This is a genomic window from Chelativorans petroleitrophicus (assembly GCF_025398195.1).
GTDB classification, from domain to species: domain Bacteria; phylum Pseudomonadota; class Alphaproteobacteria; order Rhizobiales; family Rhizobiaceae; genus Chelativorans; species Chelativorans petroleitrophicus.
Window position 1 is genome coordinate 19,891 of record NZ_JAODNV010000009.1, and the last position, 13,031, is coordinate 32,921.

Here is a 13,031-nt window from a genome sequence, read left to right on the forward strand (position 1 = left end):
GTGCTCTCCCCTTGATCATGAGCGGAAGTGTTCCCTGTAGAAAAACCTGCCATGCAACCGGTTGCGCGTCAAGTGAAGCAAGGTGCTTGCCGGCAGCATCTGTCAGCCCCCGGTGCGCAAGGAAATGGCGGCGGCCGCCAGCGCCTCGGCGGAGCCTGGCGCAAAAGCGGCCGGCTGTCCGTAATAGCGGTGCGCCTCCTCGACCTCGTATCCGCCGAAGGCATATTCCTCCTGCGGCGGGATGTAGCCCGGATTGTCCTCGGCAAAGCCGGCGATGAAGAGTGGATCGGGCCCAAAAGCCTTTCTGATGGAAAGCGCCGTCGAAGCAAAGATCTCGCCGGGAAGGCCGATGACCGGCAATCCGCCCCAGTCGAGCAGTGTCACCCGGGCGGTGAGCGGGCGCATGTCGCGCCCTGCAACCCTCTCGGCCCAGGCAACCCAGTGGTTGAGGAGCGTTGCTTCCACGGGATCAGCCTCGGCCGCTTCCCGCCGCCACTTCTCTGCCAGGGCGTCCGGCGCCTCCTGCTCACGGAGCTCGAAATGCAGCTGTACCGCGGCATTGCTGGCTGCGATCTTTTCGCCAAGCAGCTGGGACGGGGCCCGCATCGCCGCTTCGGCAATGGCGCGGCCGATGCGCTCGGCTGCGGCAAAGGTGCGCTCCGGGTTCGCTGCAAGGGACAGGGAGGCGTGCGCGGAATGGCCGGTATTGGCGTCGCCCACGCAACCGGTCATGAAGATGGCGATCGCTCCTGGATACTCCGCCTCCAGCGTGGCGCGCACGTAGTGCGGATAGTCCGCGGTCCAGAGTGTGTTGTCGGCTCCGAGCACGACGGGATGGCAGGCATAGTTGGTCATCAGCGCGATTGTGGCGCCGTCTTCCCCGACCACCCGCAGGAGAGGCAGCGAGCGGTCGAGGGGCCCGTCGGGCCGGCGGCGGTTGCGGGCGATGTCCGGGTCGGCGCCGAGACCAACCTCCAGCCGCGCCGGGCGCTGGCGGGCCACCGCCTCGTCGATGGCTTTCACGCAGGCATCTTCGAGCACGCCTAGATAGGCCAAGTCCGCTTCCGCCCCGAGCCGCCGCACCATCGAAACCGGACCGCCGTGATTATGAAGCGCGGCGACGATGACGCCCTCGTCCGGCAGCACGCAGCGGCGGCGGATGCGCGCGCTCATCTCGTGGTGCAGCCCGATAACATCGGCGACAGCAACAGCCGTGTCGTTCACGGCCAGCGCCCTTACGGTCAGCGGATCATGCGTGCCGCTTGCAGGCAGCGTTCGCGCCGCGAATCCAGACATCGCAAGCCCGGCGGGCGGGGTGATGTCGACGATGGCGGCTCCGGCCCGGATCATCCGCGGAACACCTCTTCTCCGACCTTCCAGACCGCCTCGATTTTCAGCGGCTCGCCCGGCGCGCCGGTGGTGAACCGTATGAGGTCGGCATTCTGTCCAGGAGCAAGGCGGCCGATCCCACCGGCGAACCGTCCGGGATTTGCCGTCGCAAGCTGCAGGCCTTCGGCAAGCGAAAGCCCGGCCATGCACGTGGCGATCGGGACATTGGCAATGAGCGGCAGGCCGGCGCCGGCGAGATAGGGAGTGCCGGCAACGCCGATCCGGCCATCCGCGCGCACCTCGACCTCGCCACCGATCGCCTGCGAATAGATCCCTGGCGGCATGCCCGCCAGCGCCACGCTGTCCGAGACGAGCAGCGCGCGTTCGAGGCCCTTCGCGCGCAGCATGGCTTTGAACGTTTCGGCGGGAAGGTGATGGCCGTCGGCGATGAAGCTCGCCGAAAGACGGTCGTCCGCAAGCTGCGCCCAGATGAGATTGGGATGGCGCGGCAACGTCGCGGCAACGCCGTTGCCGAGATGCGTGGAAAGGGTGGCACCCGCTTCCGCGGCGGCTGCTATCTGCTCCGGGCTCGCGGCCGTATGGCCAAGCGCCACATGGACGCCCTCGGCCACGACGGCGCGGATATAATCGACAGCGCCCTTGTGCTCGGGCGCGAGCGTGATGAGGCGGACGAGCCCTCCGCTCGCTTTCTGCCAGGCTGCGAACTCCTCCAGCGACGGCGGCCGCACATGAGCGGCAGGATGGGCGCCGCGCGGCCCGTCCGCCGGCGAAACGCTCGGCCCCTCCATGTGCACGCCGGGAATGACCTGCCTTGTCAGCCCGTCGATGCGCCGGGCTTCGGCAATCGCCGCCAGCCCGTCGAGCAGCGCCTCTCGGGACGCGGTGATCAGCGTCGGCAGATAGGTCGTGGCCCCCAGGCTGAGCATCGTTCGGGTAAGCTCAATGACGCGCTCCGGATTGAGCTTTCCGTCATTGAGGTCGATACCGCCAAAACCATTGACTTGCAGGTCGATCAGTCCCGGCGAGAGCCAGACGTCCTCTACATCTTCGGTGGCAGAAATGTCTTCGATTATCCCGTCGCGCACGGAAACGGCGATGCCATTCCCGGTGGCGGGATCACGGCCGGAGATTACGGCCGCACTGGTCATAGCGCGCGCACCCGGTCGCGGAAGCGGGAGATGAAGCGCGCGTTCGCCTCGTCGCCGCCTGGCGCGTTGCCGCTGCGCCAGACCGGCGGCTCGATGCCGCGCTCCACAAGCTTGGCCACGGTGCGGATCACCAGGCAGTTCAGCGCATAGGCGTTGGCGAAGGTGGAGATCGCCGCGATGTCCTGGCTCATGCCCGGCACGCGCACCACCGCGTCGCCGATCGGCACCTTCGTGTCGATGGCAATGTCGACGATATCGTGCAGGTTCTGCTTGGTGGGATGGCGGGCCGGATGTTCGGGCGCCGTATTTGCGGCATGCTCGCGCGAACTCACGCCGATAAGAAAGGTGCCGCGCGAGCGCGCTTCGAGGGCGGCGTCGATCAGGGCGGCGTTGATGCCATAGGCGTTGGCGAGGATCAGCACATCCGTTTCGCCGAGCCCGGCATTGGAAATGACCACGCGGCCATAGCCCGGCGTCCGCTCGATGGCCATGGACCGCAGCGCCCCGTTGGAAAGAAGCGTGCCTTCATCGAGGATGGCGCTGATGTGCATCAGCCCGCCGGCGCGGAAGAACACCTCCTGCGCGGCGAGGTTCGAATGGCCGCCGGGGCCAAAGATGTGCACCAGCCGATCTGCCTCGATCTGGTCGGCGAGCTTCGCGGCGGCAGCCTCCATCGGACCGCGCTCCTCTTCGAGGATGCGCTGCATCAGCGTGTGGACGGTTGCGAGATAGCCCGCGCAGAGCGCGTCCGCGTCCATGATCTCAGGCATCGGGATCGGCCTCCCTGTCGAGGAAGAGGGTGCAGTCGGCATGCCGCCGCAGGATGCTTGCGGGGCAGGCGGTGGTTACCGGCCCGTGCAGGCTGCCGCGCACCGCATCCTTCTTGTGCGCTCCCGGAACGATGCAGAACAGCCGGTCCGCGCGCAAGAGGCGGGGGATGGTGAGCGTGATCGCCCGCCGCGGCACCTCGTCCATGCTGGCAAAACCCTGGTCGTCTAGCTGCTGCCTGCGGCAGATCTCGTCGAGGTCGATCACCTTCACGTCATTGGGATCGTCGAAGTCGGCGACCGGCGGATCGTTGAAGGCGATATGGCCGTTGACGCCGATGCCGAGGCAGACGAAGTCGATAGGCGCCTCATTCAGAAGGCCGGCATAGCGCTCGCATTCCTGTTCCGGGTCGGGCTCGGGCCTGATCTTGTGAACCGCGCCAAACGGAATCCTATCGAAAAGATGCCGGTCCAGCCAATGGGCGAAGCGCTGCGGCGCCTCCGCCGGAAGGCCGATGAACTCGTCCATGTGAAAAGCGGTGACGCGCCTCCAGTCTATGTCCTCGGCAATGCTGAGTCTCTTAAGCATGGAGGATTGGCTAGGCGCCGCGGCGAAGACCATGCGCAGGTGGTCCTGGCGGCGCAGGCGCTCCTTCAGCGCGGCGATCACTGCCGCTGCAGCCGCTGCCCCCATTTCCTCCTCATCCCGGAACGTCTGGACGACAAGCTGCTCCACCCTGCGGGTCGAAACGGGGGATGGCGACAGGTCTGAGAAAGAAGAACGCAAAGCGAAACTCCAGAGGCTGCAGCTACCGACGATAAACATCCATACCGGCAGCGCACTATTATGTGCAACCGGTTGCATGTCAACGCTTGCGTTGTGGCTCCGCTCCCTGCATTCTCCTAGCGGGGCAAACAGACCGGAGAAGAGCGTTGCCGGCCGAACGGAAGGGCGGCGTTACGATCAGCCAGGTGGCGGAGGCTGCGGGCGTGGCGCGTTCGAGCGTCTCTCGCGCCTATACGAAGCCGCATATGCTGAGCCCGGAGACGGTGGATCACATCAAGGCTGTGGCCAAGCGCCTCGGCTATGTGCCCAACCATACGGCGCGCGCGCTGAGCACCGGTCGCAACGGCAACATCGCCCTCATCGTGCCGGATGTCGCAAATCCATTCTTCCCGCCCCTGATCCGCGCGGCACAGGCCGAGGCGGAGCGGTCCGATCTCTGCGTGTTCCTCGGCAATTCGGAGGAAGATGCCGAGAAGGAGGACAAGCTGCTCGGTCGGCTTTCCAGCCAGGTGGAGGGGGTGGTCCTGGCATCCCCGCGCCTGTCTGACGAGCGGATCCTGGCGCACGCATCGCGGAAGCCGATGGTGCTGATCAACCGCAATGTGGAGGGAATTCCGAGGGTGCTGATCGACAGCGGCACCGGCGTGGCGGAGGCGACAAGACATCTCGCGGAGCTTGGGCACAAGCGGATCGTCTATGTGAGCGGTCCTTCGGCCTCCTGGTCGAACAAGCAGCGCCGCGCCGCCGCACGCAAGACGGCCACTGCACTCGGCTTGGAACTCAGCGTGATTTCGGCCTCGGTGCCGAGCTTCGAGGCGGGGCTCCAGGCCGTCCCCTCTATTCTTTCCCGGAAAGCGACGGCGGCGATTGCGTTCGACGATGTGATGGCGCAGGGCATCCTCGCTGGGCTAGCCGCGCGCGGCGTGTCCGTTCCGGCGGATTTTTCCGTGGTTGGCTGCGACGACGCGCTGGGGGCCTTGATGGTACCGGTGCTTACGACGGTCTCAGGCCAGTCCGCCGAGGCCGGCAAGGTTTCCGTCTCGCTGCTGATGCAGCTGCTTCAGTCGGACGCTCTTGGCGACGCCTGCTATATGCTGGAAACACACCTCATCGCACGATCGACCACGAGTGCGGCACCCTGAGCTGAACTGATTCGCGAGGGCCGCTGAGGCTCGAACTCTCTCAACCTGACATCGGCCGGCTCACTATGAAACCTGGCGGCGCCGAAGGGCGGACCGCCGGAACCTCCGCTCACGCCCGGCGATTCGATCGATGCCTACATCAATCCCACCATTCCGATATCGGAAGAGGATCTTGCCGCGCTTCGCGAACGGCTTGGCCTCGATCAGCCCCTGCCGATCCAGCATTTCGCCTGGCTGGCGGCGGCGCTGTCCGGGGACTTCGGCTACTCGATCCAGCGCGGCGGCGTGCCGGTGCTGCCGCTCGTTCTCAGCCGCGTCGGCCCGACGGTGCTGTTGATGTTCACCGCGATGCTGATCGCCATCGTCGCGGGCATTTTCGCCGGGATCGCCAGCGCGATACGCAAGAACAGGCTCGCGGACGTCGGCCTCTCCGTCCTGTCGTTTCTCGGCGTTTCAAGCCCTGCGTTCCTGACCGGCCTGCTCGGCCTTTACGCGTTTTCGGTCGTCCTGCGGTGGTTCCCTTCGGGCGGCATGCTCACGCCCGGCCAACCCTATTCCACCCTCGACGTTCTCTACCATCTGATCCTGCTGGCAACCCTGCTTTCGATCGCGCAGGGGGCGCTCATCATGCGGTACATGCGCAGCTCCCTTCTGGAGGTGTTGTCCCAGGACTATATGCGCACCGCGCTTCTGCCGGTCATCACCCTTATCGGCTCAACCATCGGCGGAGCGATCGGCGGTGCCATCTTCATCGAAAGCGTCTTCAATTGGCCGGGCATGGGCCTGCTGATGATCACTGCCGTTACCAGCCGGGACTATTTCGGCGCGGTGGCCGGCCTCAGCAAGCACTTCTCTCCGGTCGTTTTCGGACGCGGACCCGTCCTGCGCGCGGTGGAGGACGTCTCCTGCGATGTGGCGCGCGGCGAGGTGGTCGGGCTCGTCGGTGAATCGGCAGCGGCAAGACAACGATCGCGCGCATGGTGGCGCAGCTCGTCGAACCAACCTCCGGGCAGATCGAGATTCTCGAAAAGACCCAGTTCATGACGATGGTGCGCAAGGGCGATTGGAAGCTGGTCCACTTCGTCGATTCCGATGAGGGACAGCTTTTCGATCTATGGGTGGACCCGCAAGAGGTGAACAACCGCTGGGACGATCCGGAATGCGCGGACGTGAAGCAATCGCGTCTATTGGAAATCCTCAACTGGCGTATTCAGAGCAACCGGATCACGCAAGGATTCTGGCGCTATCTCACCTCGCCGGTATTAGGAGCGATACTTGGTGCCGCAAAAGCTCTTTGTTGTCTGCGCTATCGGGACTCTGAGCCCGACCGGATGAAGAACGGGCTCGCCCAGCTCCATTGTCCGCTGCTTTGCCGCATCCGTAAGTAGAGCCATTCGCCGTCCTGCAGGTCTTCGAGCTCGATCTGTCCATGCCACTGCCAGTCGTGCGGGAGCGGCAGCTGCCACAAGCGAAATGCCGGACTGTCGATCGGCCCGAGATTGCCCGAAAGCGCGCCCTCGAAAAGCCGTTCGGCCGGAACGGTGAAAGTCTTGCCGCAGATATTGGCGTGAATTGCAGCCTCGGCCGAGAGGCGCACGCGCATGGCTATCGCCTGGGTCGAGACGGTGAAATTGTTCGGGTTCGCGTGGGCGCGCAGCGCGAAGCTCAAACGCTCTCCATCCCAATCGAACCTGGCCTCCGCCACCTCCTCCTCACCTTCGAGTGGGGAGACGATCTCCGGTCCCCTCAGACGCGGCTCGATGGCACGCACGTCTCCGCCGGAAAGGCTGAGGGTACCTTCCCAATCGTGCCAGGAGCCGCGCGCGCCCCAACCCATTTCAAGCACAAGGATTGTCTCCACGGCGTCAGGGTCCGATGAGACCGGCGCGGGGCTGAGCTGCGGGGTAATCCGATGGGTCAGCTGACCGGAGCGAATCACGTCGATGTAATCGATCACCCCTCCAGCAACGGCTTCGATCTCCAGGCTCACTCTTGCTGACGGCGGGATGACGCTTCCCTGCGGGCTGTCGCCGATGGCCGCGAAAAGATGTGCGCAGTCGCCCGTCAATGCGGTGGTGCGGCGCTGCTGCAATGCCTCCCAAAGCGCTTCATTGGTATTTTCGCTCGCGTAGACGCAGCTGCGGCCATGACCACAGGAGCCCGGGAAGGCGCTGTGATGATCGGTGTTGCCCAAAAAGCCGAAGACATGGCCTTCCGAAAGTCCGCGGACGACGGTGGAGCGTCCGTCCGAAGGACCCATCGAATGCAGGAAGGGACGGTCGGTCGTGGAGCTTTCGGAGCAGCCATGCATCGATACGATTTCGATCACCGGCGCGATGGCCGCATCGAATGTCTCCCAGTTCAGGCCGCGCGCCCCAACCCGATAACCAATATGGTGGGGAAACGCGATTGCGCGGCCGGGATAAAGCAGCTGCAGGCGCTGCCGAAGCTCTTCCGGTGTGTCGGCCAGTACCAATTCACGCTGGTCGAGGTCGCGGTAGACGATGGTGCGGTCGCCATGGGCGCTGGAATGAATCTCATAGCCGGGGAACACCGTGAAGCGTCCAGGCTCGTTCGCGGCAGAGAGCGTGTTGAAATGTGCTGACCATGCGCCCGCCAGCTTCGCAAAGCCTCTGACGTGAAAATCGACAATATGGGCGACCGCTGGATCGTCGACCGGCATGTCGGGCCAGTGGGCATGGCCGGTTACGGAAACGAAATCGAGCTGCTGTTTGGCCCGGTGCAGAGCGCTTTCCAGCGAGCCGTGACCGTAGGAAATCGCACAGTGGTTATGGATATCGCCATAGAAGGGCCTGAGGCCCAGCCGGGCCGCCAGCGGCATAAGCCCCGGCGGCAGACGCCTCTTCAGCATAGGTTCTCCTTTTCCACCTGTTCTGCTGCCGGCGGAAAATGAATGTCTTCCGCCCGCCCGCTCTTCGCAGAGCGATATGCCGCTTCGATCATCGCACAGGCGCGATGGCCGTCCGCCAGCGTCACCGACATCGGCTTGTCCGCTTGCAGCGCGTCGACAAACGCCCAGGCCACATGCTCATGGAAGATGCCTGTTTTGAAATGCGGGATCATCCCGGATTGCGACCAGCCGTCCCGGTGCGTGAAAATGCGAAGAAAGCCGCTCTCGCGTGCAGGGCGGGAGGCGATATCCACGCCGGAAAGGAGGATCGTTCCCTCCGTGCCGTAGATTTCGATGGACGTGTCGGCCGCGGCGAAGCACCAGCTTGTCGCCACCTCCGCCAGCATGCCGCTCTCATAGCGGAAGGTCGCAAGTGCGGTGTCTTCCACGGGCAGGCCGAGCGCCGCGGACGATGTGGCGGCAAAAACGCTTTCCGGCTCGCCGAAGAGGAAACGCAGGAAATCCGCCGCGTGTATGCCCTCGTCGAGCAGCGTGCCGCCGCCCGAGCGCACCGGGTCTACAAACCATTGCTTGCGGAATGCCGGATCGAGCCCATGGTTGTGGCCGTGGCGAATGCGGCACATGGTGACGCGTCCCAGCGCCTCCCGGGCAAGAAGATCGGCGATCTCGCGGTTGACCGGGTCAAAGCGCTTGGGAAAGCTCTGCATGAAAGGAACGCCGCTGCGCGCGACAATGTCCGCGATAGCGGCACAGTCCTCGAGCGAGACGCCGAGCGGCTTCTCGCACAGGATGGGGCGGCCGAACCGCGCCGCAATCTCCACGAGTTGCCGATGGTCTGCGGTGGCAGAGCAGATGGCGACAGCATCGCTTTCGTCCACGAGTGCTTCCGCGTCTCTCCAGAGCGGGAGCGTATATTTTTCAGCGAAGGCGAGGGCGATTTCGGGGTTTGCGTCCCATACGCCGGCGAGCGCCACCCCACCTTTCTCCAGGAAAGCCTTTGTCCAGAAGTTGGCGTGGTAGTGCTCCACGCCCAGAAGGGCGATCCGCAGCGTCATGAGAGGCCATATTCCGGAGCTACGGCGATGGTCCTGCCCTCGCGGGCCGAACGGTAGATCGCCTCGGCAATTTGGATCGATGAAAGGCCGGCCTCGGCCGTGTCGTCCGGTTCGGCTTCTCCTCTTGCGATGGATATCCAGTGGCGGTGATGTGCCTCGCCGAACGCTTCTTTCCTCGGCAGACCGGGTGCAACCCATGCGGTCTCACCGGTGATGGCGGGAGCAAAAATAACGGCTGGTCCTCTCTCCGTGCGCAGCCACACCGTGCCGGCGTCGGCTTGCACTTCAAGCCTGAACCGGTCGCAACCGGCAATCTCTGTGTAGCTCATCTCGTGGCTCGCCATCGCCCGGCTGCAAAAGCTGTATATGGCGAGTGCGTTATCCTCTAGCTGTGTCTTTACTTTGCGCCCGTCTTTCAGGATTCGCTCGGGCACCGCCCTTGAAACGCACGCCGAAACGCTTTCGATCGGTCCGAAAAGGTGCTGGCAAAGATCAATGCCGTGAACGCCGAGCTGCATGACGACACCCCCAGAGACCGCCTCCGGCATGTAGAACCAGTCGCCCCAATCCGCCCCGGGCGTGGCGTTGCGGATACGAATGGTCTGAATGGTACCGAGCGCGCCTTTACCCAGCAGATCCTTCAGCCACCGAACCTCGGGAAAGTAGCGGTGCATGAAAGAGACGGTGAGCGGGCAGCCGGTCCTGTCCCGCGCGTCGAGAATGGCGCGGCATTCCTCGATGCTGAGCGCCATTGGCTTCTGCACGAGCACCGGCTTCCCGGCCTCGAGCGCAGCTATGGCGATGGTCTTGTGCGTGTTGTCGGGGGTGGCAACCACTACGGCGTCCACGGACGCATCTTCCAGCACCCCCCGGAAATCCGTTTCAGCCCGGTCAATGCCAAGTTCACGCGCACGCCGTTCCGTTTTCTCGCGGTTGCGTCCGACCATCGCCACGACGCGGGCGCGGCCTGCCGCACGGATCCCGGCGACGTGATAGCCGCTGATAAGCCCGGAGCCGATTATCGCGACGCGTAGCTCTCCAGACTTCATGGCGCGACCGACCCTTCCCAAACGCGCACTTCTCGCAGCGCCATCGTATTTTGAAGGCTTTCGGGTGCCCACGCTTCAGCTGTGGCCCTCTACAGGATCAGCAAGGTCCTCGGCACCAAAAGTTTTGTCTTCCGTCTGTGTGGCGCCTGCTCGACTTTGTTTCGCGAGGCTGGCCGGTCCGGGGCCGCGCATATAATGGAGCTCGGGCCTATATCTGCCGGAACACCTTAGGCGGTCGAGCAGATTTCGCAGCAGGCTTGAGCTGCGTGACTTTCCATCATTGTTGAGCATAAGGAGAGCCATCAGCATTCTCCCGCAATCAGCCGGCTGAAGGGAAGGGGCGGGGCGCAGTGCCAGCAACGGCGACTTCCAGGCGGAAGTGGCGGCTTTCACCCGGCTGAAGCATTTGCGGGGCCACATTCTCCTCCTGTGGCCACGGGCTGTTGCACGGCTCGATGGAGAGAACCCCGGCATGCTGTCTCAGGTCGTGCCAGACCTGAAGATGCCCGAGCGTTGCCGCATCGAAAGTGAAGGAAACCGCCATGCCGGGCATCTCCGCATTCGCCGGCGATCTGACGATGCACTGCGCCTCACCCGCCGTGGAGGCCGGCCAGGTTCTTGCGGGCATGAGACCATCGTCGTCCGGAAGCTCTATGGGGCCCAGGATGCGCTCGCCATTCCATTCCATGACTGTTCCCGAGGCCACCACCGGAAAGCCGAGATTGAAGTGGTAGAGGCTCGCCTGCGCCACAGCCCCGGCGCCAAGGTTCTCAACGGTGTCCAGTATCCGGATCGATGCGCCACCGACCGGCGCCTCGATGCGGCGCTTGAGCCGCAGGGCCTCGCCGCCATAGCGGCTCTGCACCACCTCTCCCTCACAGAAGAGCATGGGCTCTCCGTTCTCCCAGTCCTCACCATAGGCGGTGAGCCTGGCGGGCGTAAAAGGGAAGCGGCCGTGCAGCGGATAGCCATCGACGGGCTGACGGATATGGTCGAGGCCGCATGTGACGAGAAAGCCGCTGAAGCCCCTTCTGAAGCCGTAGCCTTGATCTCTTTCCGGATCGAGCAGGGCTGGTGCGCAAAAGCCCGAAGCGGCCTGCCAGGCGATCTGGACGCCTTGCCATGAGAGCGTACCGATATCCATCGAGCGGTCCGTGAGCACCCAGAAATCAAGCCCGCCGCCGGTCGAGAAGGAGAGCGCGCGCACGCCGCGCTCCGTTCCGTCGTCCAGCACGATCCGCCGCACGTTTGCGAGCTGCCGCAGGTCACCGACCCGTGGCTTCAGGAAATGGATCCAGTCCGGGCTCATCTCAATTCCGCCGCCCCAATCGGTTCGACCGAAAGACCCAGGCGGGTGAAGGCCTCCGGCGGCGCGTCGTTTGCCCGCATGAGCTCAATCATCAGGGCAAGCAGCCTCTCCTCCTGCTCCTTGTCCGTCAGCGGGTTCTGTTGCCCGGGATCTTCCTGCAGGTCGTAAAGCCGGGTGTCCGATTCCAGAAGCGCGCCGGGGCCGTAATTATCGTACATGGGCGAGCGCTTGGTGACCGGCACCTTGAGGAGCCGCGCGCCCTTCGTAAAGGAGAACGGTTCGGCCATGGTGGCCTCGGCCATCTCCCCCGGTGTAAAGGGCGAAAAGATATGGGTCGGCATGAGCGTGTACTGATAGATCTCCTGCCGGGCGAGGTCTTCGGGGAAGCGGTGATAGGTGTAGCGGCCATCGGCTATGTTCACCGCCCCGCCGAAATAGCCGAACAGCACGCCTTCCCGCCGCTTCTCTCCCGCCATCATGGACGTCAGGGCGAAGCCTTCCATCTCCTTGGCAGGCTCGACGTTGAAAAAGTCGAGGAAAGTGGGCGCAAGGTCGATCGTCTGTGTGAGTGCTGCGGAGCGCGTGCCGGCGCATTCGGGCCTGCGCGGATCGTGTATGAAAAGCGGGATGTGCGCGAGCTCCTCATAGAGGTTCATGCGGTTCTTGGCCCAGAAGTCGTGCTCGCCGAGCAGGAAACCGTGATCGGTGGTTACCACCAGGGCGGTGTCCTTCCACATGTCGTGCCGGTCGAAATAATCGAGAAGCTTGCCGAGGAGGTGGTCGCACATCGAAACGACAGCGTGGTAGTTGGCGCGCAACTCCTCGCATTCCTGCGGAAGCTCGTCGACGCGGCCATAGCGCGGCCAGTCGTGGATCGGGCCGTTCCAGCCGCTGTTGAACCGCTCCTTGAAGCGGCTCGGCGCATGGAATGGCTCGTGGGGATCGAACGTTTCGATCTGCAGGAGCCAGTTGTCGGCGTCACGGTTCCGATCGAGAAATTCGAAGCCGTGCGCGAAGCACTGGACTGCGGGGAAGTCCTTCTCTTCCCGGATGAATTCCCGGTTTATGATGTTCTGCGAGAAGTATTTGCGCCGCTCGGTCGTGAACTGGCGTTCGTGATACATCTCGCGAAGCCGCTCCCAATGCGGCTGCACGATCGCCTTCCAGCGGTCCCCTTCCTGACCGCGCACGAATTCGTAGGAATCATATCGATTGTGGTAGGTGGCGCCGCCATCCTCCCAGTAGTGAAAGTGGTCGGTAATCAGGTGGGAGTAGACGCCGGCCTTTTCATGCAGGAGTTCGGGGAAAGCATTGTCGAAGGGCTCCAGGGGTCCCCAACTTCTGTGCAGGAACGAGAGCCTGCCCGTCAGCATGTCGCGCCGCGCGGGCATGCAGGGGAGGCTGCCCACATAGTGCTTGTCGAAAGTGACCGTCCGCCGCGCTAAGCGGTCGAAATTCGGGGTAGGGATCTGCGTTCCCCCATAGGACGAAAGCATGTGCCGATTGAGCGAGTCAAAAAGGACGAAGACGACCTTCATTCAAGATATCCTCA

The 13,031-nt window shown here is 63.9% G+C and carries 11 protein-coding genes and 1 pseudogene; 3 read left to right on the plus strand and 9 right to left on the minus strand.

Annotated features, from left to right (window positions below):
- Positions 1–102: 102 nt before the first annotated feature.
- Genes NYR54_RS08675 through NYR54_RS08690 form a run of 4 tightly spaced genes read right to left on the minus strand, consistent with a single transcriptional unit; the run spans position 103 to position 4,052 of the window.
- Entirely contained in the window at positions 103–1,350 is a 1,248-nt protein-coding gene (locus NYR54_RS08675; RefSeq protein ID WP_261515236.1) for an alkaline ceramidase, read from the minus strand.
- Positions 1,347–2,498 (minus strand): N-acetylglucosamine-6-phosphate deacetylase, encoded by a 1,152-nt coding sequence (locus NYR54_RS08680; RefSeq protein ID WP_261515237.1) that lies wholly within the window; start codon positions 2,496–2,498, stop codon positions 1,347–1,349. The genes NYR54_RS08675 and NYR54_RS08680 overlap by 4 nt, the downstream gene beginning before the upstream one ends.
- The gene (locus tag NYR54_RS08685) at positions 2,495–3,268 is read right to left on the minus strand and encodes a sugar isomerase domain-containing protein (protein WP_261515238.1); all 774 of its coding nucleotides are present in this window, start codon (positions 3,266–3,268) and stop codon (positions 2,495–2,497) included. The genes NYR54_RS08680 and NYR54_RS08685 overlap by 4 nt, the downstream gene beginning before the upstream one ends.
- Entirely contained in the window at positions 3,261–4,052 is a 792-nt protein-coding gene (locus NYR54_RS08690; protein WP_341484287.1) for a glucosamine-6-phosphate deaminase, read from the minus strand. Before NYR54_RS08690 ends, NYR54_RS08685 begins: the two co-directional genes overlap by 8 nt.
- Before the next feature lie 146 nt (positions 4,053–4,198).
- Here NYR54_RS08690 and NYR54_RS08695 point away from each other — a divergent pair, with 146 nt between their 5' ends.
- The 3 genes and pseudogenes from NYR54_RS08695 to NYR54_RS08705 all read left to right on the plus strand — a co-directional run bounded on the left by NYR54_RS08695 (position 4,199) and on the right by NYR54_RS08705 (position 6,582).
- A complete protein-coding gene (locus NYR54_RS08695) occupies positions 4,199–5,194 on the plus strand; it encodes a LacI family DNA-binding transcriptional regulator (RefSeq protein WP_261515240.1) in 996 nt (331 codons plus the stop codon).
- Positions 5,195–5,266: 72 nt separating this feature from the next.
- Positions 5,267–6,013 (plus strand): annotated as a pseudogene (locus NYR54_RS08700) (ABC transporter permease); the annotation flags it as partial.
- A gap of 158 nt (positions 6,014–6,171) precedes the next feature.
- Positions 6,172–6,582, plus strand: a complete 411-nt coding sequence (locus tag NYR54_RS08705) for a sulfatase/phosphatase domain-containing protein (protein WP_261515241.1) — start codon at positions 6,172–6,174, stop codon at positions 6,580–6,582.
- Here the strand turns inward: NYR54_RS08705 and NYR54_RS08710 are convergent.
- From NYR54_RS08710 to NYR54_RS08730, 5 genes are all read right to left on the minus strand, one after another.
- Positions 6,501–8,066: a DUF3604 domain-containing protein gene (locus NYR54_RS08710; RefSeq protein ID WP_261515242.1), complete on the minus strand. Its 1,566-nt coding sequence runs from the start codon at positions 8,064–8,066 to the stop codon at positions 6,501–6,503. The two genes, NYR54_RS08705 and NYR54_RS08710, sit on opposite strands and share 82 nt — an antisense overlap.
- Positions 8,060–9,121 carry a Gfo/Idh/MocA family protein gene (locus tag NYR54_RS08715; protein WP_261515243.1) on the minus strand — a complete coding sequence of 354 codons (1,062 nt, stop codon included), beginning with the start codon at positions 9,119–9,121 and terminating at the stop codon, positions 8,060–8,062. The genes NYR54_RS08710 and NYR54_RS08715 overlap by 7 nt, the downstream gene beginning before the upstream one ends.
- The gene (locus tag NYR54_RS08720) at positions 9,118–10,170 is read right to left on the minus strand and encodes a Gfo/Idh/MocA family protein (protein ID WP_261515244.1); all 1,053 of its coding nucleotides are present in this window, start codon (positions 10,168–10,170) and stop codon (positions 9,118–9,120) included. The genes NYR54_RS08715 and NYR54_RS08720 overlap by 4 nt, the downstream gene beginning before the upstream one ends.
- A 319-nt stretch (positions 10,171–10,489) precedes the next feature.
- Positions 10,490–11,479, minus strand: coding sequence for a DUF4432 family protein (locus NYR54_RS08725; protein ID WP_261515245.1), 990 nt, complete (start codon positions 11,477–11,479; stop codon positions 10,490–10,492).
- Positions 11,476–13,017 (minus strand): sulfatase family protein, encoded by a 1,542-nt coding sequence (locus tag NYR54_RS08730; RefSeq protein ID WP_261515246.1) that lies wholly within the window; start codon positions 13,015–13,017, stop codon positions 11,476–11,478. Before NYR54_RS08730 ends, NYR54_RS08725 begins: the two co-directional genes overlap by 4 nt.
- Between the last annotated feature and the right edge of the window lie 14 nt (positions 13,018–13,031).

Coding starts and splice junctions, on each gene's coding strand:
- NYR54_RS08675 (WP_261515236.1), bottom strand. CDS start 1,350: ATGATCCGGGCCGGAGCCGCCATCGTCGACATCACCCCGCCCGCCGGG.
- NYR54_RS08680 (WP_261515237.1), bottom strand. CDS start 2,498: ATGACCAGTGCGGCCGTAATCTCCGGCCGTGATCCCGCCACCGGGAAT.
- NYR54_RS08685 (WP_261515238.1), bottom strand. CDS start 3,268: ATGCCTGAGATCATGGACGCGGACGCGCTCTGCGCGGGCTATCTCGCA.
- NYR54_RS08705 (WP_261515241.1), top strand. CDS start 6,172: ATGGTGGCGCAGCTCGTCGAACCAACCTCCGGGCAGATCGAGATTCTC.
- NYR54_RS08710 (WP_261515242.1), bottom strand. CDS start 8,066: ATGCTGAAGAGGCGTCTGCCGCCGGGGCTTATGCCGCTGGCGGCCCGG.
- NYR54_RS08715 (WP_261515243.1), bottom strand. CDS start 9,121: ATGACGCTGCGGATCGCCCTTCTGGGCGTGGAGCACTACCACGCCAAC.
- NYR54_RS08720 (WP_261515244.1), bottom strand. CDS start 10,170: ATGAAGTCTGGAGAGCTACGCGTCGCGATAATCGGCTCCGGGCTTATC.
- NYR54_RS08725 (WP_261515245.1), bottom strand. CDS start 11,479: ATGAGCCCGGACTGGATCCATTTCCTGAAGCCACGGGTCGGTGACCTG.
- NYR54_RS08730 (WP_261515246.1), bottom strand. CDS start 13,017: ATGAAGGTCGTCTTCGTCCTTTTTGACTCGCTCAATCGGCACATGCTT.